15 protein-coding genes are annotated in these 20,156 nt (G+C 43.8%); 10 read left to right on the forward strand and 5 right to left on the reverse strand.

Features of this window, described 5'->3' with window-relative positions:
• Positions 1 to 41 precede the first annotated feature (41 nt).
• Positions 42 to 1,244, reverse strand: coding sequence for a tRNA 2-thiouridine(34) synthase MnmA (gene mnmA, locus IE164_RS09410; RefSeq protein ID WP_189629961.1), 1,203 nt, complete (start codon positions 1,242 to 1,244; stop codon positions 42 to 44).
• A 213-nt stretch (positions 1,245 to 1,457) separates the two neighbouring features.
• Here mnmA and IE164_RS09415 point away from each other — a divergent pair, with 213 nt between their 5' ends.
• Entirely contained in the window at positions 1,458 to 3,476 is a 2,019-nt protein-coding gene (locus tag IE164_RS09415; RefSeq protein ID WP_189629962.1) for a WD40 repeat domain-containing protein, read from the forward strand.
• A 107-nt stretch (positions 3,477 to 3,583) separates the two neighbouring features.
• On the opposite strand, the gene IE164_RS09420 is transcribed toward IE164_RS09415, so the two are convergent.
• From IE164_RS09420 to IE164_RS09435, 4 genes are read right to left on the reverse strand one after another with little or no spacing between them, the layout of a single operon-like run.
• On the reverse strand, positions 3,584 to 4,336 hold the full coding sequence (locus tag IE164_RS09420) for a carboxypeptidase-like regulatory domain-containing protein (protein ID WP_189629963.1): 753 nt from the start codon (positions 4,334 to 4,336) through the stop codon (positions 3,584 to 3,586).
• Positions 4,337 to 4,382: 46 nt separating this feature from the next.
• Entirely contained in the window at positions 4,383 to 4,892 is a 510-nt protein-coding gene (gene lspA, locus IE164_RS09425; RefSeq protein WP_189629964.1) for a signal peptidase II, read from the reverse strand.
• A gap of 56 nt (positions 4,893 to 4,948) precedes the next feature.
• Positions 4,949 to 6,277 (reverse strand): sensor histidine kinase, encoded by a 1,329-nt coding sequence (locus IE164_RS09430; protein WP_189629965.1) that lies wholly within the window; start codon positions 6,275 to 6,277, stop codon positions 4,949 to 4,951.
• Positions 6,267 to 7,637: a sigma-54-dependent transcriptional regulator gene (locus tag IE164_RS09435; protein ID WP_189629966.1), complete on the reverse strand. Its 1,371-nt coding sequence runs from the start codon at positions 7,635 to 7,637 to the stop codon at positions 6,267 to 6,269. Before IE164_RS09435 ends, IE164_RS09430 begins: the two co-directional genes overlap by 11 nt.
• Before the next feature lie 183 nt (positions 7,638 to 7,820).
• On the opposite strand from IE164_RS09435, the gene IE164_RS09440 reads away from it, so the two are divergent.
• The 9 genes from IE164_RS09440 (at position 7,821) to IE164_RS09480 (ending at position 20,154) form a co-directional block, all read left to right on the forward strand.
• The gene (locus tag IE164_RS09440; RefSeq protein ID WP_189629967.1) at positions 7,821 to 10,208 is read left to right on the forward strand and encodes an ABC transporter permease; all 2,388 of its coding nucleotides are present in this window, start codon (positions 7,821 to 7,823) and stop codon (positions 10,206 to 10,208) included.
• A complete protein-coding gene (locus IE164_RS09445) occupies positions 10,201 to 11,190 on the forward strand; it encodes a M28 family metallopeptidase (RefSeq protein ID WP_229838603.1) in 990 nt (329 codons plus the stop codon). The genes IE164_RS09440 and IE164_RS09445 overlap by 8 nt, the downstream gene beginning before the upstream one ends.
• A complete protein-coding gene (locus IE164_RS09450) occupies positions 11,187 to 11,603 on the forward strand; it encodes a hypothetical protein (RefSeq protein WP_189629968.1) in 417 nt (138 codons plus the stop codon). The genes IE164_RS09445 and IE164_RS09450 overlap by 4 nt, the downstream gene beginning before the upstream one ends.
• Before the next feature lie 15 nt (positions 11,604 to 11,618).
• Positions 11,619 to 14,042 carry an ABC transporter permease gene (locus IE164_RS09455; protein ID WP_189629969.1) on the forward strand — a complete coding sequence of 808 codons (2,424 nt, stop codon included), beginning with the start codon at positions 11,619 to 11,621 and terminating at the stop codon, positions 14,040 to 14,042.
• A 24-nt stretch (positions 14,043 to 14,066) separates the two neighbouring features.
• Positions 14,067 to 16,472: an ABC transporter permease gene (locus IE164_RS09460; RefSeq protein WP_189629970.1), complete on the forward strand. Its 2,406-nt coding sequence runs from the start codon at positions 14,067 to 14,069 to the stop codon at positions 16,470 to 16,472.
• Between the two features lie 172 nt (positions 16,473 to 16,644).
• Positions 16,645 to 17,214, forward strand: a complete 570-nt coding sequence (locus tag IE164_RS09465) for a Pvc16 family protein (RefSeq protein WP_189629971.1) — start codon at positions 16,645 to 16,647, stop codon at positions 17,212 to 17,214.
• Positions 17,211 to 18,047 carry a hypothetical protein gene (locus tag IE164_RS09470; protein ID WP_189629972.1) on the forward strand — a complete coding sequence of 279 codons (837 nt, stop codon included), beginning with the start codon at positions 17,211 to 17,213 and terminating at the stop codon, positions 18,045 to 18,047. Before IE164_RS09465 ends, IE164_RS09470 begins: the two co-directional genes overlap by 4 nt.
• Positions 18,048 to 18,074: 27 nt before the next feature.
• Positions 18,075 to 19,655, forward strand: coding sequence for a phage tail sheath family protein (locus tag IE164_RS09475; protein WP_189629973.1), 1,581 nt, complete (start codon positions 18,075 to 18,077; stop codon positions 19,653 to 19,655).
• 43 nt (positions 19,656 to 19,698) lie between these two features.
• Positions 19,699 to 20,154 carry a phage tail protein gene (locus IE164_RS09480; protein WP_189629974.1) on the forward strand — a complete coding sequence of 152 codons (456 nt, stop codon included), beginning with the start codon at positions 19,699 to 19,701 and terminating at the stop codon, positions 20,152 to 20,154.
• The last annotated feature ends 2 nt before the right edge of the window (positions 20,155 to 20,156 follow it).

Consider the following 20,156-nt stretch of genomic DNA (forward strand, 5'->3'; position numbering starts at 1 on the left):
GACCACCGGGTCATGAGAAGGTTTAACCGAGTGATGATTGCCTAGGCTATTTCTCCAGAACCAAGCAGTTCATTGCCCTGATACCAAGCCACAAATTGCCCCGGAGCAATACCTTTCTGATGGTCTTTAAAAATGAAATAGACACCCTCGGGCTCACAGTGTAGGGTCACTTGCTCTAAAGGTTGTCGATAACGGATTCGCCCCAGATACTCGGCCGATTCTCCAGGCTGTAATGCCAGGTCGGGCCTTACCCAGTGTACATCTTTGTTGGCTACAAAGAGGCCTTTTCGCAGTAAGCCCGGATGATTTTCGCCTTGTCCGGTGTAGATTATATTGTTCTCGGTATCTTTTTCGATTACGAAAAGAGGTTCTGGAGTTCCTCCAACTCCAAGGCCTTTTCGTTGCCCAATGGTGTAGTAGTGCGCTCCATTGTGTTCTCCAACTACCTTACCATCAGTAGGTTGGTATGAGTAGGGCTTTGTGAGGGCAATTAGTTCATCTTTCTTAGAGGAGTAGGTTGCATTTCCGTTCTGGCGATAAGCCTCAAAATTTTCGGCTGATGCCTCTAATTCTCTTATTTCACCTTTCTTCGGCTTGAGTTGCTGTTGCAAAAAATCGGGTAACCGCACTTTTCCAATAAAGCAAAGCCCTTGGGAGTCCTTCTTTTCGGCTGTTATGAGGCCCTGTTCTTTGGCAATTTTTCGTACGTCTGACTTTTGCAAATGCCCTATAGGAAACAATGCTTTAGACAGTTGTTTCTGGTTTAACTGGCAAAGAAAATAGCTCTGGTCTTTATTGGCATCGGCTCCGGCAAGCAAACGGTGTACAGTCTCCCCGTTTACCTCAACGGTCTCCTTTTGTACGTAATGGCCGGTGGCTACATAGTCCGCCTTCAGTTGCATGGCTGCATTGAGAAATATATCGAACTTTACCTCCCGATTGCAAAGTACATCAGGATTGGGGGTGCGTCCTTTTTCATACTCGCGGAACATATAATCAACTATACGTTCTTTGTATTGCTCGCTCAGGTCTATGACATGAAAAGGAATGCCCAGTTTTTCGGCAACCGCCAGAGCATCGTTGCTGTCTTCTACCCAGGGGCATTCATCGGAGATAATTACAGAATCATCAACCCAGTTGCGCATAAACATGGCAATAACTTCATAGCCCTGTTCAATTAGCAAATGAGCTGTTACACTCGAATCGACACCACCTGATAAACCAACAACAACTCTCTCTTTCATTTTTCTACCAATTAGTAGGCCTAACAATGAATGGACAAAAATAGTTGAATTGTTGGGTAAAAAGTATTTACGCCATCATTCTGTGCCTTAGCGCCAGAAACTATCTCATCATAATTGGGGTGGAAATATCTTGCCATAGCCCAAGTCTCACTATATTGACTGTACTTTCAGTAGTGCTTGTTAGTACTAAAACTCTATTTTAACAGGAATATCATGAAGCCATTTTTTGCCGCTATTTTGTTTGTTAGTCTTTCTTCGTTTATGGCCAAAGCACAGCCCAAGCCTACGGAAGGATCCTATGAGCTATACCTAACTCAGATAGCCGCTGCGGAGGCTTTTTTACAGCTCAATAAAATAAGCGAAGCAAAGAAATATCTATACCGAACAGACGAGAGTCTAAGAGGTTTGGAGTGGCATTTTCTTAATAAGTTTCTCGACCAAAGTGAAAAGCAAATAACCGTAGAAGGGGTTAAGGCTTTTGCAGATATAAAAGTTAGTCCCAATGGGCAGTATATGGCCGTAGCGGCATCAGACGGCATCATAAGACTATACAGCTTACCCGATTTGTCTGTGACTTTGGAGTTTAAAGGCCATGAGAGTATTGTTTCCAGCTTAGACTTTAGTCCTGATGGTCAGTTTTTGGCCTCAGGTGGTCGTGACCATAAGGTTATACTATGGAGCCTAAAAACAGGACAACAGGTGTTTGTCAATACTACTGATTTTAGCCAGGGTATCTATCAGGTGAGGTTTAGTCCGGGGGGCAATCTTCTGGGAGTGGTTAGCTGGGAGTTAACAGGTAACAACCCTCCTGTGATGGGCTTCGCCAAGTTGCTAAACGTGGCAACCGGAGAGTTGATACGGAAAATAGAAACGGAGCCTCACCCGGCAGCTGGTCTTGTTTTCACTAAAAACGGGAGCGAAATGATAGTGTCGTGCTGGGGGGAGATGGCTATTGCATACAAGGTGGATAGTGGTGAAAAACTGTGGGCCTATGATCTTTCTGATCCGGCAGAGTACAACGCCTTTCATAGCAATGCCCTTAGTCCGGATGGTCATACACTAATGCTGGGCAGCGCAGATCATCGCATTCATATGCTTAATGCTTCAACCGGAGAGCTTTTGCGAAAAATTGAATCTTCTGAGGGGCATACAAAAACAGTAAAGGCAATTAGCTATTCGCCCAATGGCAGTTGGGCAGCTTCGGCCGGAGAAGATCAATCTATTTTGGTTTGGAACACCAGTGATATGAGCCGGAAAATCAGACTGATTGGGCATGCGAGTACAGTAAATGCTCTCGCATGGTCTAAAGACAATGCTTTACTTTATTCTGCAGCCAGCGATGGAACACTGAAAGTGTGGAATATTGAGAAACCTTTTGGTCACAGTTTCGAAGTCTGTGACTATGGCCCCTGGCAGTTGACAGCCACTCCGGACGCTCGTTGGTTTGGTGCTCCATGCTCTAATACTTTGGGTATTTACTCGGTAGAGTCGGGCGGGCAAATTCATGATTTTAAAGACCGGTCCGGACTTGCGGCATCGATGGACGCGAAAGGGCAGCGCTGGGCAACGGCTAGTTTCGATGGTGTTGTAAGGGTTTGGGATGTAGAAGAAGGCAAAGAAATTAGGACGTACGAAGGGCATACTTCTCGAGTTGATGGAGTACTGTATCTGAACAAGGCCAATGCCGTGGCCTCTGTAGGAGATACCACGCTGCGAATTCGGTTCCTGGTCAATGACAGAGAGCTTGTAATACCCATTGGAAAAGGAGCGTTTAGAGTTATTGCCAACCCCACAGAGAGCCAGGCGTTTGTGAGCTTTTCAGACGGCAGGGTAGTGGTATTTAATACGGACAACTGGCAAATAGATTATACCCTTAATACTGAGGCTTCGATCAATGAGATGGCTATAAGTCCTGATGGCAACTTTCTGGCACTGTTTGGAAGCAAAGGAGCGCAGCTGTGGAACTTGCCTCAAAAATCTATGAAGTATCATTTTACAGACCATGAGCAAACGGGTTATGGTCTCGATTTTTCTCCGGATGGCCGGTATCTCATAACCGGGTCTTACGATCAGACCTTCAGGCTTTGGGATCTAACTACTGGTCAATGTAGCCTTACCTTTCATGGTTATCAGGAAACGGTTTATTCAACTCGCTTCCTGGGGAGTTACAAATTGCTCGTAGGCTCTTCTCAGGGGCAAATGTATTACTACGACTTTACTCCGTCAAAATAAGGAATGACTCTCTTTGGCAGAACTCCAGTAATACACAACCGAACAGCACAGAAACTAGGGTTGGTTGTGTATGCCTAAAGGAAATCTGATTTTACGTTTCGAATTAGCTAGGGCAAAACCACAGACATGGTACTGGAGCCTGGTGTTTTAGCATTGGGGTGTACTGTTCCGGCAGCGCCCACATAGGCATTGGTATGGAATGAGTCGCCATATACTCTAAAGTATACGGTTTCACCCGAAGTAAAGCCCATACTTGCCAGCTCCGAAGCGGTAATGGTCACTTCATTGGTTCCTTGGCCTGAAAAGAAGGCTATGGGGCCTTTTATGCCTTCATTTTCTGTATTGGATACTGTTACTTCAGAGTCGAAGAAAAAAGTTACATAAACAGGGTCGGTGCTAGTACCCACGGGGATAGTTGTAACCCTTACTTTAATATCTCCATTTTCCTGGCTCGGAATGGCGTCATAAATAGCAGTGTTAGAAATTCTGCCCAGAGAAAGCGTGGTAAGGACTGTACCATTCACGCTAAAGCCTTTGTTGTGTTCAACCGTTTTGTAAAAGGTGCCAAAGCCTTCTTTCTTAAATTCCAATTGGTACTCGCCAAAATCTACACTTGAAAAGTTAAACTTTCCACGATTGTTGGTTTTGGTATTCATGGAGGTGCCTACAATGGTTACCGTCATGTCTTCATAAGCCGTGGGTACACCCTGGCTACTGTAGAGGTTTACTTCTCCCGATATGGGGCCTTTGGTTTCCGGTTCAACCGGCCCTGAGTCATCACCCGAGTCGCAAGCCCAAGTCAAGGCCAGCATCAACACAAGGAGCAAACTTTTCAGGCTTTTGATTTTTTCGTTCTTCATATTGTACCTGACACCACTAAGGTTATAGAAGTTAAAATTTATGGAATTATTGTGCTTGTCCTTTAAGTTCCTGTTTCTTTTTGGGTAAGAATTGCTCTAAAAGAATAAGACCTGTCCCTACCATGACCGAAACATCGGCCATATTGAAAATGCCGGTATGGGCAAACTGCAGATCAATGAACAACATATCGGTGACCTCACCATACAAAATCCTGTCGTATAGGTTGCCTACACCTCCGCCAACAATGAATGATAAGGCCCACACACTTATTGGGCTTATGTCTTTGTTGCGGATAAGGTAAACGAAAACGGCCACCATTACAATGGAGGGGAGAATGAGAAGAAGTATGGTTCGCAAGGCAGGAGGCAACGTAGAGCCCATACCCAGAAAGGCTCCCTGATTTTCGACTTTGGTAAGAATGAGGTATTCCCCTAAAACCTCAACCGTTTCGTGGTATTCAAGATTCTTTCTTGCCAGATCTTTGGTAATCTGATCGCAACCAATATTGGCAAAAATAATAACCAGTATGAGGGCTAACCGAGGTATCTTCTTCATGGATTCAACAAATTTCTCCCAAAACTAATTAAAAGGCTTAAAGTGAAAAGCAAGAGCTACAACTTGATGCTAAAAGTGGTGCCATTGGAGCCGGTCTGAAAGCTGAGACTGCCGCCATGCAATTGAACAATTTGCCGGGCCAGGCTAAGCCCAATTCCTGAACCTTCGGACTTGGTGGTGAAAAAGGGAATGAATATTTGTTCGGCTATTTTCTCGTCAATTCCGGGGCCGTTGTCTGCGACTGTTATTTCTACCTGACCGGTGGCCTCGTGGGGCTTTAGGGCCAGCTGTATTGAACCTGTTTGGGCCGGAACGGCTTCCAGTGCATTTTTTAATAGGTTAATAATTACTTGCTGCATTAAATCAGGGTCTAGTAAAAGCTTCGGACAATTTTCGTGTACTTCAACTTGAAACCGGATGGTGTCTGCCGGCAGGGTAGACCTGAACAATGTTTCAATTTGTTGTATGAAAGGAGTCGCCTCTATGGTTTCAATGCGTGGAATTGGTATTCGGGTTAGCTTACGGTAGGCTTGTGTGAAATTCATTAAACCCTGGCTTCTGGCTTTTATGGCTCCCATGCCTTCTAATAAGGTGCTTTTGTGCTCTGAGGTCTGTGTTGACTTGAGCAGTAGATTCTCTAAACTAGAGGACAATGAGGCTATGGGCGATACGCTGTTCATGATTTCATGGGTGAGTACCCGAATTAACTTTTGCCAGGCCTCCATTTCATTTTGATCGAGTTCAGCGTGAATATCTTGCAGGGAAACAAGTGTGTATTCTCGTTGCCTCAGTTTGAAGATGCTTGCCGCAACCGAAAACCTATGAATTTGCCCCTGAATGGTTACTCTTACCACCTTTTGTTCGTTGGGTTTCAATTCCAGAATACTCTCGTAGAGTGTGTTAGAAATGGCCTTTACGGAATTAAGTTTGATTACCTCTTTTTGTTCTACCAGAGCTTTAAAGGCTGAGTTGACCACATGGACACGCTCCCTTTCATCGAAGGCCACCACGGCTATTTTTAGCTGGTTAATCATGGTCATGAGGTACTGGTATTGATTGGCCTGATCTTGAAGGTTCTGCGAAAACTTATCGTTCACCTTGTTGAATTTTTCATAGAGGTCGCTGAGCTGTTTGCTCTCGTGAACGGTGGGGTATTTTATGGTAAAATCATTGTTTAGAATGGCCTCTAGAAAGTTGCTGGTAATGCGATGGGTACGGTATAGATAGTAAAATAGATTAATGAGCAAGAGCAGGCTAAACAGAGCCAAAAAGAAAATGCGAATCGCATTGTGCTCAATAAAAGCATAGTACAACAGGCCATAACCAAGCAGGGTGAGCCCGGCCAACCGAAGAATAATTTGAAAGCGAAAATCTTTAAATACCATGTTTCTCCATTCTGCGATAAAGGGCTCCACGACTCAAGCCCAACTCTTGGGCTGCATGACTAATATTGCCCTGATGTTTTTTTATGGCCGACTCTATAGCCCATTTTTCCAGATCGTCCAGATTAAAGGAATTGAGGGTACCGCTTTCGGCTTCATTGGTTTCTTTTAGATTAAAGTCGCTTACCTGCAATTGTTTGCCGTCACACATTATAACCGCTCGTTCTATGGCATGCTGCAGCTCTCTGATGTTGCCGGGCCAATCGTATTTTATGAGTCTGTTGATCACATAATCCGGCACATAAAGGCCTGTTTTTTTATATTTCTGCTTATAGCTTTCTAAAAAGTGGTTGGCAAGTAGCGGAATATCTTCTGTTCTTTCTCTAAGTGGGGGCAGCTGAATTTCTATAGTGTTTATTCTAAAGAGCAGGTCTTGTCTGAACTCCTCTGCTTTTACCATATCTTCCAGTTGAGCATTGGTAGCGCAAATCAGGCGTATGTCCAGATCGGTGCTTTTGTTTTCTCCTACACGGGTTACTTTTTGTTCTTGAATAACCCGCAGCAGTTTGGCTTGTAGGGGAAGAGAGAGGTTGCCAATTTCATCCAAAAAAAGGGTGCCACCATTGGCTGCTTCAAATTTGCCCATTCTGTCGTTTCGGGCATCGGTAAAGGCTCCTTTCTTATGACCAAAGAGTTCACTTTCAAACAAGGATTCGCTAATGGCTCCCATGTCTACGTTCAGGAAAATCTCTGAGGCTCGGTCTGAGGCATTATGAATAGCTCTGGCAACCAGCTCTTTACCTGTGCCATTTTCTCCGGTAATTAACACATTAGCTTTGGTTTTGGCCACCTTGTCGATTTGCCGAAACACCTGTTTAATGGCCGGAGAGTCACCAATAATATTATGAAAAGGGGCATTCAGTTCTTGCAGCAATACCGACTTGCCGGACTCCAACTGTTCAATCTTTCTGGCTGAGGCATTCAATTCAAAGGCCGTTTTAATGGAGGCCAGGAGTTTTTCATTTTCCCATGGCTTCACCAAAAAGTCGAAAGCTCCAAGTCTCATAGCCTCAACCGCCAGGTCTATTTCTGCATAGGCAGTTAATAACAGCACCGAAGTTTTTGGGTTGGCTTCTTTGATTTGTCTGAGGTATTTGAGCCCATCGCGGCCCGAGGTGTCACCTGCCATAAAGTTCATGTCGAGCACAACCACATCGAAATCATTTTCCTGAAGGGCAGTTTCTAATTGCGCGGGGTTGTTAATGCCCCGAACATCGGTGTAGTGTTGTTCTATGAGTATGCGCAGCGAAAGCAACACGTAGTTGTCGTCATCGAGAATGAGTATTTTGGCCTTTTGCTTCATGGGGAAGAATTGTGGAGACAAGTTATTGAAAAGTGCCCATTTTTGGGCAGTTCTGTTATGATGCTGGACATTGATAAATGGTTGTATTTGTCTTTTTATTCATAACAAATTGATTTACAGAGGGTAGTGGCTTTGGTATTGTGTTGGCATAGAAGTGTCCAGGTCAAATAAATGAACAACGGTATGTTAAAAAATTATCTTCGGCTGGCCATTAGAAACATGTGGAAGAACAAGGTTGTCTCTACCACCAACATTCTTGGGCTCACCATTGGAATTAGTTGCAGTCTGCTACTACTACTCTACGTAAAGTATGAGCGCTCTTTCGACAAATCTATAACGGATAGGGAGAAAATCTACTTTCAGGTTTTTGAACAATTGGGAAATAATGCCCGTGTGGTCGGACTTTCGGGCGAAGAAGATTATCAGGACTTAAAGAACAACTACTCGGGTATAGCCGATGTGGTTAAAATTCGTAATAACAGCTATTCTATTATGCCACAGGGAAACGAGAACCGGAAAGTTTCGGTTGACTCGTGGTTTTCCAGCGCCAACTTTTTCGAATTTTTTGGATTTCCCCTTATTGAAGGCGACCCCACCACTGTACTCAACGATCCTTCGGCCATAGTGCTCACTGAAAGCACTGCGCGAAAACTGTTTGGTAATGCCAATGCAATGGGCAAGACGGTAACCATCAGGGTGTCATCGTTCGATAAAGAATTGGTTGTGAAGGGTATAGCCCAGGATGTTGAAAATACACACATTCCCTTTGAAGCAATTATACCATGGGAAATGACAGATTCAAGGGGCCGCAGTATTCCACACATGTGGTATCAGGCCTCTTTGTATACCTATATAAAATTGGCCGATGGTTACCCTATAGACCTGATCAGGCAAAGCCGAAATGCAAAGATCGCTGAAGAAGATCCGGAGCATGCCGATATGTATCGGTTTGATTATGTGCCTTTAACAGATATGTATTTGGGCACAAGTCATGTACAGTTCATGGCTTTTGAGTCGGGCAACATCAACATAGTCAATACCTTACTCTTTATAGCCATTACCGTATTGTTAGTGGCATGCATAAACCATGTAAATCTGCAAACGGCCAAAGGGTCTAAGCGTGCTTTGGAAGTAGGTGTGCGCAAGGTAATGGGGGCTCACCGTAAACAACTCATTTATCAGTTTCTGGGCGAGTCGGTAGTCGTAACCACTATGGCTGCGGCTTTAGCCGTTTTAGTGATAGATATTGTACTACCCTCGTTCAATCAGTTGTCGGGAAAATCATTTACCACCGGTTCTTTAATAGAGGTAGGGTTATTCCCCTTGTTAATCATTATTACACTGCTCACGGCCTTTTTTAGCGGGGTGTATCCAGCGTTGGTCTTGTCTTCTTTTCAACCTTCGAGAGTGCTTAAAATTTCGGCCAATGCCAATTTAAAAGGAACCAAAGCCAGAAAGGTGCTAATCTTCTTTCAGTTTGCCATATCTCTTTTTCTTATTGCAGTTACGGCCATAGCCTATCAACAAACCCGCTATATCAATAGCAAGGAGCTGGGCTTTAACAAAGATCAGGTATTAACCTTCAGTATTTCTACCAAAAACCTGAGTGGTAAGCTAAGGGCCTTTCAGGCGGAGCTGGAAAGGAATCCTGGCGTTTTATCTACCTCAGCCAGTACAGATATTTTAGGATTGGGCTATACTAATAATTCGGGCGAATTTTACCCCAAGTCTAACCCTGAACAAAGCATTCGTACCACGTTGTTTGGTGTAGATCATGACTTTTTGGATACTTATCAGATTGAGGTAATTGAAGGACGAAACTTCGATAGAACACTTTCTTCCGACTCCATGGCACTAATTGTAAACGAAACATTTGTAAGCCAGCTTGGGGGCACCAATCCGCTCAATGAAAAAGTAGCACTTTTTAATGCTCAAAATGAAGGATTGCCAATTATAGGTGTGGTTAAGGATTTTCATTTCCAGAAATTGCACCAGGAGATTAGCCCGGTGGCTTTTAGAATTGCGCCATGGAACATTTGGAACCTTTCCGTATTGGTAGATAAGGAGCGGATTGCAGAAACTCTGTCTTTTTTGGAAACCAAGTGGAACGAATTTGAGCCAGAAGAAGCATTTACCTATTCTTTTGTAGACCAAAAGTTTGAGCGTTTTTATGAGTCGGAAATGCGGTTGCTTAAAGCCATTACGGTGTTTTCCATCATCAGTATTGCGCTCACAGCTTTGGGGCTTTTTGGTATGGTCACTTTTGTAATAGAGCGAAAAACCAAAGAAATAGGTATACGCAAAGTACTGGGTGCCTCTGTTCTGCAAATCAACAGTATTATTTTTAGGGAGTTTCTTCTGCTTTTAATTATTGCTGCGGTAGTAGCCAGTCCACTCATTATTTGGGCAGGACAAGATTGGCTCTCGCAGTTTGCCTATCGAATAGATTTTGGAATAGCTCCTATATTTTTAGCGGTGCTGCTAACGCTGGTAGTCATTAGCCTCACGGTGGGTTTGCAGAGCATAAAAGCCGCCCAGCAAGACCCTGTAAAGTCGCTGCGCAATGAGTAAGCCCTTCAACCCAAAAATTGCCCGGAGAGAGAGTCCTTCCCGATTTTCGATGGGACTTCCGGTTTTAATATGGCTGATATTGAGTGCGTGTAACTCTCAGAACCAAGGAATAGTCTCACTTAATGAGCTACCTCAAAATCGGGCCGATTATCAGTCGGTAATGGTGGCCGAACTATCGGGGCATCAGACCTTGCCCGATGGCTCCAAAATGGTTAGCAGGTGGTCGGCATATGGTAGGGCACAGGCCAAGGACTACCTGAAGGCTCGACTGGAGGAGTTAGGGCTAACTGCCAGAGAACATAACTATAAGGCGCCAAACCTTTCCCCGGCCATAGACCTGATTCTCAACCCCTTTAAGGGGAGTAATGTATATGCAGTACTACCTGCCACTGAAGAAAGCAACGAATATGTGGTGTTGGGAGCCCACTACGATACGGGAAAGAGGGGAGCGCCTGGAGCAATTGATAATGCTACAGGAATAGCTTTAATATATAGTGTGTTGAAAGAATTGACTCAAACAGACCAACGGGCCAGAAATGTTATGGTCGTGTTTTTCGATCAGGAAGAAGAGGAGCTTATTGGTAGTCAGGCTTTTGCAGGTTGGCTGGCCGATACGGATTGGGAGGTCCACTCGGTGCATTGCTTCGATATGGTGGGCTGGGACTCTAACGGAGATTGGGCTATGGAGACATTCTCGCCCAATGAGCAACTCAGTGAACTTTACCGCCAGGTAGCGCAAAAGCGGGGTGTTCCTCTGTTTCAAAAAGCAATTAATCCTGTGGGTTTTGAAGTAGGAGCAACGGACTTCGATGCGTTTGTTCTGCCCGGATTCAGTGTAATAGGAGCCGGGGAGTGCTATTATCATGGAGATTCTAGTCCGTACAAAGACACTCCGAAAGACACCTACGAAACCGTAAATTTTGACTATCTGCTGTCTTGCACTCAGTTGGTAGAAGAGGTCATTAAATCTATAGTGATATGAGAGGCAGCGAACAAACTACGATTGAGGATTTTAAGGCGCACTCTTTGCCTGGCCTGGCCCTGCTTTTAACTCTTTTGTTTTTTGCTTACAGGGGAGTAACCTATGCATGGTTGGGCAGTTGGCTGCCATTGGCTCTGGTTGCATTGGTGATTTTCTTATTGTTCTTTTCGCTGCAAAAGTCTGCCAAAGGCTTTGGTCGTGCGCTACGTTTTTGGGCGGTGTTACTCATTATCTGGTCTTCAATTCGACTGCTTCTTAGTACAGTAAATCAATTTCTTAAACCGGTGCCGGAGGCTCATATTGCCGAACAACTGGGGTTTTTGGGAGCGTTAACCAGCCTGTTGTTTCTCTTTTCGGGCATAATACTTTATCGTTCTTCTTCCCGATTCTTAAAAAAGTCTCAGACATCTTAAGCCAACCGATCGACCATGCTTAAAAACTATCTCATCACTGCATACAGAAGCCTAAAGCGTAATAAAGCCTATACTATACTCAACGTATTGGGACTAACGTTGGGCATTACCTGCTTTGTATTGGTAGGCTTGTATGTTGAAAATGAATGGAGTCACGATCGATTTATAAGTCATCCGTCTTACCGCTTTTTACTTACCGAACAAACCGGTGATGGGGAAGAGAGAACGTATGGTACGGTGGGAGTAAAAACTTTTAACACCATAGAAGAGCAAATTTCGGGTGTAGAAGATATTCTAATGGCCAGGGATCATGGTGCGGGGCCTTTGTTGGTAGAGCATGATCAGGTTAAGTTCAAGTCAAGGAAGTTCTTTTTCTCCGAACCTGAGTTTTTCGATTATTTCGACATTGAGCTATTGCAAGGCAATGCCCAAACCGCCCTGGCTGAGCCCCAAAATGTAGTAATCAATGCCTCTACTGCCCGTAGAATATTTGGAGAGGCAAACCCTATTGGCGAAATGCTTCATTTTTCCGGAAGCATGAATTTTACAGTTCAGGTGACAGGCGTTATTGAGGATGTGAAGAACTCTCATTTGCAGTTCGATTTTCTCTTCAACTTCAATTTACGTGATGAAAAGGAAGACTATCAAATTATTCGCGAAGGCTTTGCCAATTCTGTGTATGGTTATTTCACCCTGTCGGAAGGAGTAGCTCCCGAAGAGGTGGCCGGTCGAATTAAGGCCTATTACAAGGAGCTCTACAGAGATAATGCAGAGGTATATGCTGCGCTCGATAGGGAGAGCTATGTGCTGCAACCGGTACACGATATCTACTTTGGTTCTAACCATGTGACTTTCGATGAAGGTTTTAAAAAGGGCAATAAAGACAACCTGCTATTGCTGGCTACAATTGGCTTTTTTATACTGACCATCGCCTGCATGAATTACATCAACGCCTCTACGGCCAAAGCTATCAAGCGAGTAAAAGAGATAGGGGTTCGGAAGGTATTTGGCGCTTACCGTATTCAGTTGTTCAGTCAATTTATGGGCGAGGCCCTGCTAGTCACACTTTTGGCAGTGCTCTTTTCCATTTTACTAACCGATCTGGCTTTACCCTATTTCGAAAACTTTATGCAAACCTCCTTTCGGCATCATTTACTGGCCAATCCGGTGTATTGGTGGGGGCTTTTTTTCATTTTAATCTTGGTAACCTTATTGGCCGGGACCTATCCGGCTGTGTTTGTAAGTGGCCTTAAACCTGGAGAGTCGCTGCGTCAGGGGCTCAGGCCGGGCTGGTTGCGTGGCAATGGGCTAAGATCCTTGCTGGTAGGAACACAACTGTTTTTTGCCGCTCTTCTAATGAGTTCTATTTTTCTCATCTTAAAGCAGAATAAATTTTTGATGCTCAGGGAATTAGGTTTTAGTAAAAACGATATTCTCATTGTGCCCAACAATTCTCAGAAGGTGGCCGACCAGCTTACCACCTACAAAAACGAATTGCTCAAAAGCCCTTATATCTATGCTGCAACCACCGGCATGGATGTACTTGGTTTTGGTTCTACTAACAATTCCGGTACGGCAGTACTCGATGGCCAGTCGATAGATAGAGCTCCGGTTTCCACCTATTTTACCGTAGGCATGGACTTTCTGGAGATACAGGAAATTGAGGTGGTTGCCGGTCGTTCGTTTGCACCTGGCCATGCGGCAGATAGTTCGGCAGTTTTAGTCAATGAAGCTTTTGTACGAGCCAATGGATTGAGTATAGAACAGGTACTGGAACAAAGGCTCCGTTTATATGGTCCGGAGTCGGGGAGAAGGCCGATTATTGGCGTGGTTAAAGACTTTAACTTTCAGTCCTTACACTCCAAGGTGGCTCCGGCTGTTTTTACGGTAAGTGGAAAAACCAATTGGTTCTGGACCATAAAAATTGATCCTAATCGCAAGAAGGAGGCCATTGCTCATGTAAAAAACAGTTGGGAGGCCATTGAAACCAATTACCCCATGGGTTACTGGTTTTTGGAAGACAACATTAATGGCTTTTATGAAGAAGAGACCAAACTTCAGAAGGCCATTCAGGTTTTTGCCATACTCTGCATTGTTATTTCATGCTTGGGCATATATGGCCTGACTGCTTACACCATCGAAAGGAGAATTAAGGAAATTGGTGTACGGAAGGTTTTAGGAGCCGGTGTAAAGCAGTTGGTCTGGTTAGTCAATCAAAAGTTCGTATACCTCTTTGCTATTGCCTTTCTGGCTTCGGTTCCGTTGGTCTATTACTTCATAGACCAATGGTTGCAAAGTTTTGCCTACCGGATCAATATCGGTGTTTCTGCCTTTGCGCTTGCCGGGCTCACGGTACTTGTTGTATTGTTCCTTACGGTGAGTATTCAGGCCGTAAAAGCAGCCTTGTGTAACCCTGCTCAAACTCTTCGCTCCGAATAATCGAAAAACTCAAAATTAAACAATATGCTAAAGAACTATTTTAAAATCGCCTTTCGCACCCTTTGGAAAAACAAGGCCTATGCCTTTATAAATATCATAGGGTTGGCCATTGGTATAGCGGGAGCTACTCTCTTTCTCACCTTTGTTAAGGCTGAGTTGAGTTTTGATAAAATGCATTCCAAATCCGACCGGATTGTAAGGCCGTTGACCATTCAGACCAATCTCGATGAACACCGTTATCATGGGGCCAATCCCATGATTTTGGCTACAACTCTGCTGGAAGAACTTCCCGAAATAGAAGATCAGGTCACCCTCTATCGCTATGGCAACCAAATTAATTACAAGGTCAATGATCAGAATTTTACGGATAGAGATTTCTTTTTTACCACTCCTGAGCTTTTTAGGGTCTTTGATTTTAAGCTGCTTCGTGGTGATGCAAGAACTGCTCTTGCTCAACCTAAGTCTGTGGTTATTTCGCGTTCCAAAGCCATCGCTGTTTTTGGAACGGAAGATGTGTTGGGAAAAGTCATTCTTACCCAGGGAGGTAATGTAGAAATTACCGGGGTAATGGAAGACATTCCGGACAATTCGCATCTTTTTGCCGAGCTGTTCTTTAGCGAACTGCTTCCGCCCAACCTCATGGAAAGCGTAAAAAACTCCTGGACCGATTTTAACTCCACCTCATACCTGGTGCTTCAAGAAGGAATTAGCCATGACGCATTTGAAACCAAAGCATCGGATCTGGCACTTTCTAAAATGCCACAAAACGTAGCTTCTATGGTAAGGTTCGAATTTCAGAATTTAGAAGATATTCATTTTGAGTCTGCCCATATTGAATCGGATATTGCCCGATTTAAAAGTGATAAAACCTACACCACCATTTTTATTTTTATTTCTCTGTTTCTGGTAGTTATTGCCGCTGTCAACTACATGAATCTGGCAACTTCAAAGGCTGTTTTCAGGGCAAAAGAGATTGGAATTCGCAAGGTTGTGGGGGCAGAGCGCAAGCAACTTATAGCTCAAATACTTACTGAGTCGCTGGTTATAGCTTTCATAGGCTTGTTTATTTCTATTGCCATTACCGATATTACCATGCCATTCTTTAACCAGTTAACGGGTAGAAACTTTGAGTTTAGCTGGTATAGCCTGCTCAATTATGCCGATATACTCATAGGCCTTACGGTGGTTATCGGGGTTCTGTCAGGTATATATCCTGCTCTCTTCATGACTGGTTTTAAAACGGTAAATATTCTCAAAGGAGAGCAGGTAAAGGGAGGTTCGTTCAACATTCGCAAGGCCCTGGTTATTTTTCAATTCATTTTGTCTACTGTACTCATTATTTCCACTTTGGTGGTCTCTAACCAAATGAGTTTCATAAAAAATAGAAACCTCGGTTTTAACCAGGAAAACCTATTGGTTATAGATATTAATAATGGTGCGGTAAGACCGGTGTTCAAAACCATGAAGAATGAATTTGCCCAGATACCCGGGGTAGAGAGTGTTGGAGTGGCTTCGCGAGTTCCGGGTGAGTGGAAAAACATAAACAGGGTAGAAGTGAGCGCTTTCAATAAGGGTGGAGCTGTAATGGATTCTACTGAGCTGTATTACATGAGTTTTGACCCCGACATGTTGAAAACCTTTGATATTAAGCTGGCCGATGGTACGTTTTTTAGTGGTAATGATGTATCTGACAGTACAAAAATTCTGATCAATGAGGCCGCAGTTAAATCGTTGGGTATTGAAAACCCTATAGGGGCAACGCTACAACTGGAAACGCGCAGCGGAGACGGCAAGTACACAATAATTGGGGTACTCAAAGACTTCAATTATCAATCGTTGCACACCAGTATAGAACCTCTTATTGTGGGTGCCTGGAATAACGAAGCCGCAGTTATCGACTACTTTATTTTAAAAGTTTCAGGACAAAATATCTCCGGTATTATCGATGAAGCCAGAAAGGTGCACGAGAAATTCGACAACCGCACCGTTATGGAATACCATTTCCTCGATCAACAACTGGAAACCTTCTATGAGTCCGACCGTCAGGCTCAGGTTATTTTCACCGTTGGGGCCGGTTTGAGTATTTTCATTGCCTGTTTAGGCCTGTTTGGTTTGGCATCGTTTACCATTCAGAAAAGAGTGAAGGAGTTGGGTATAAGAAAAGTACTTGGCGCTAGTGAATGGAAACTGTTTATGCTGCTTTCAGGCTCTTTTACCCGGCAAATTTTGCTGGCTTTTGTTATTGCCTCTCCAATAGCCTACTGGATTATGAACAACTGGCTGCAAAACTTTGAATATAGAGTTAGAGTAGGGGTAGACGTGTTTTTGCTTTCAGGCTTAGGAGTATTGTTCATAGCCATTGTTACAGTGAGCTATAGAGCTTTAAGAGCGGCCAACTCTAATCCTGTCAACTCGCTTCGAAGCGAATAACCTTTTTTGTAAGTAATTGATAACCTGTAGGTTGTTTATGTGATAAGATCGCTGAAAGAATTAAATGTTCGGTAAAAAATTAAAAGCGGAAAATTTTTTTCCGCTTTTTTTCTTTTGGCAGGGTAACCTTTAGGGAGAATTGGAATAAAGGCACAGAATTGATGGTAAACACATGATCAAGGAAAGCCTGAAGTACATTGCCACTGAGCTGGACGACTTCCTAAAGAGAAAATACAACTCTCAGGAAAGCCGTGTTCAGCTTGGCGCTATTTTAGATCAGGGGGGAGCTATACCGGAAGAAAATCGGAATAAGGTTCTGGTTACTTTGGTAAACCTGGAACATGAAACCACCACTAATACTACTCTGCATGGGCGGGTAAACTCAGGAAAGCTAGATCAGTACTATCCGCCCCTGAGCTTCAATATGAATATACTTTTCTCCGGTTTGTTTAACCAATATGAAGAGTCGCTCAAATTTATTTCAGACACCATTTACTTTTTTCAGGCCAAGCCCATATTCAATGCACAAAACTCTCCCAGTTTAGACAGTCGTGTGTTGCAACTTACCCTGGAGGTGCTCAAGCTCAATTCTAATGAAACCTACAACCTTTGGTCATCAATGGGGGCTAAATACGTTCCTTCCATTGTCTTTAAGGTGCGAATGCTCACCTTCCAGGCCGATCAGGTAATGGAAATTGTATCGATCATCAACACGCAAGGGGTGGAGGCCCGGCCTGTATGAAGAAGATCACCTATCGACCGCTTTGCCAAATCGATCTATTGCATAGCTACTATGTCAACGGAATTTTCAGAGATGCAAAGGTGGTGCCCGACCAAAAGGCACAGGTCTTTATGTGGAATGCAGGGTTGTTGTTTAAGTCTACCGAAAAAGGCTTTGCCCTTTACCACAATGAGAGCTTTGATGTAGAGTATATTAAAGAGCTCACGAGCTTTTTTGGCAATTTTTATCTGAGGTTCAATCTGCATAGTACGGCCAAAGACTTTATTTACATCACCGATACTTCTTTAGAGCAGCTGAGCCTTTATCATTTCTCCAACAAAAATGTTTCAGAGAATGACACAGGCCTGTTGTTACCTACTTTACAGGCCGACATTCTTATGTCAGGAACACTCGGGTTTATTGATATTCACCTGGATGAGTTTTTGGTCAATAATAAGCTGGCCAGTAAAGATTATACCATTGCCTTCAGTGCCCGTACTACTCAGTGGAATTATTACCTGGCCAATACAACAGAAGATCATTCACAAGAATATGTAATTCAAGACTCCGAGGGTAATTTGTTTTCAGGCCCCGAAAAGCTCGAAATATCCGATGGCTCCGTTGCTTATAAATATTCATCCGGCAGCCGATATTATCCTTTAAGAGAACAGCCTGCACACTATTGCTCGCTCAAGAAAATAGGAGAGAGTCAGGCAGAAAGTAATGACGCATTGACAAACAATATTGTCATTGAGAAGCTGCCGGTAGCTTCTCCATCGTCCATAACCAGTATTGAAAATATAGATGCAGGCAATCAGGAAATAGCTTGTTCGTCCATCTATGTGTATTTATAGAATTATTAAGCAGTAAAGAATAAAACTATGGCATTATCACCACTCGCAAGTCAAACTCCAGGTGTTTATATCGATGAAGTAAACGCCTTTCCCAACTCTGTTGTGGAAGTTGCAACCGCCATACCCGCTTTTATAGGTTATACACCACAAGCAGAGTATGAAGGACAATCGTACTTGAATACCCCTGTTAAGATTACCTCTTTTCAGCAATTTCAGGCCTTTTTTACATTTCCAAATCCACCGGCTCCGGCAGCTCCCGCTAGTCAATACTCACCGCAGTATTATCTCACTCAGCAGAAGAAGGCCCCGGAAAAAGGTTCTTATTACACTATCAATGGGAGTATATACACCATTGATCCGGATCCGGGAACCATTTACTATTTATACAACAGTGTCCGTTTGTTTTTCGAGAATGGTGGAGGTTCGGCATACATTGTTTCTGTTGGGTCTTATGGAGCAGGCACAGGCTCGCCTGTTTCGCCTGGTAGCCAGATAGTGAACCCCAATGTGAAACTATCTGATTTGCAGAATGGCCTGGCTCAGTTGCAAAAAGTGACCGAAGTAACCATGTACGTGGTACCAGAGGCCACATTGCTCACAGCCAATGACAACAGTACACTAATGGAGTCTATGCTTATGCAAAGTGATCAAATGGGTACGGCCATGTCCTTACTCGATATCATTGGTGGCGATGCGCCAGACCCGATTCTTTACACGCAGGATATTCAGAATTTTAGAAATAGCACAGGCAATACCGGGTTAGACTATGGGGCGGCATACTATCCATTTCTAAATACAACCATTACAGAACTGGATGAGATTAGTTATGAAAACCTGAACGGTGGAGACACTAGTTCACTTTCTGCAATAGTTAATCCTCCTTCAGCTCCAAACCCGTCAGCTGAGCAAATTTTGAATAACATTAAAAATCCGCCCAAAGGCATGACCACTGGTCAGCTTAATCAGGCGCTAATGAATTCCAGCAAACAATACAAACAGGTAATGAACATTGTTCAGACCAAAATCAATACCCTGCCTCCCAGTGGGGCAATGGCGGGCATTTATACCCTGGTAGATAATACCAAGGGAGTGTGGTATGCTCCGGCCAACGTTACCCCGGTGGGTGCAGTCGGGCTTACCTTAAACATAAATGACTCCATGCAGGCAGGGCTTAACGTAGATGCCGTAAGTGGTAAATCAGTAAATGCCATACGTTTCTTCAACGGACAGGGCATTTTGGTTTGGGGAGCCAGAACTTTGGATGGGAACAGCGATGACTGGCGATACATCAGTGTTCGCAGAACGGTTACGATGATAGAACAGTCCGTAAAGCTGGCAGCCAGGGCCTATGTATTTGCACCAAACGATGCCAACACCTGGCGTTCGGTGCAGAGTATGATAGAAAACTTCTTAACCAACATATGGAAAGAAGGCGCTTTGCAAGGAGCTAAACCAGCCGATGCGTTTAGTGTGGCGGTTGGCCTAGGCGTGACCATGACAGCCCAAGATATTTTGGAGGGAATCATGCGTGTATCCGTAAAACTGGCCGTTACTCACCCTGCTGAATTCATCATTATTCAGGTAGAACAGGAAATGGCTAAGTCTTAATCAGTAAACACAGAAATTAAAACATCATCAAAAAAACATAATCATGGCAGGAGAAACCGAAAACAATGTATGGCCAATGCCCAAGTTTAGGTTCACCGTAGACTGGGGAACCATTGCACAAAACATAGCCTTTCAGGAGGTTTCAGGGCTTGAGGCCGAAACACAAATTATAGAATATCGGGCCAGTAATAGTGCTCAGTTTAGCACTATTAAGATGCCGGGTATAGCCAAGTATGGCAACGTAACTATGAAGCGAGGCATTTTTGTCAAAGACAACTCCTTCTGGAACTGGTACAATCAGATTAAGATGAATACCATAAAACGGCAAACCGTTACCATTAAGCTTCTCGATGAATCGGGGAAGCCAACCATGGTATGGACGCTAACCAATGCATGGCCCACCAAAATTACCGGTACTGACCTGAAGTCTGACGGTAATGAGGTAGCTGTAGATACCATTGAAATAGCCCATGAAGGGCTCACAATTGCTAACTCTTAACC

This window comes from Roseivirga thermotolerans (assembly GCF_014653175.1).
Taxonomy (GTDB): Bacteria; Bacteroidota; Bacteroidia; order Cytophagales; family Cyclobacteriaceae; genus Roseivirga; species Roseivirga thermotolerans.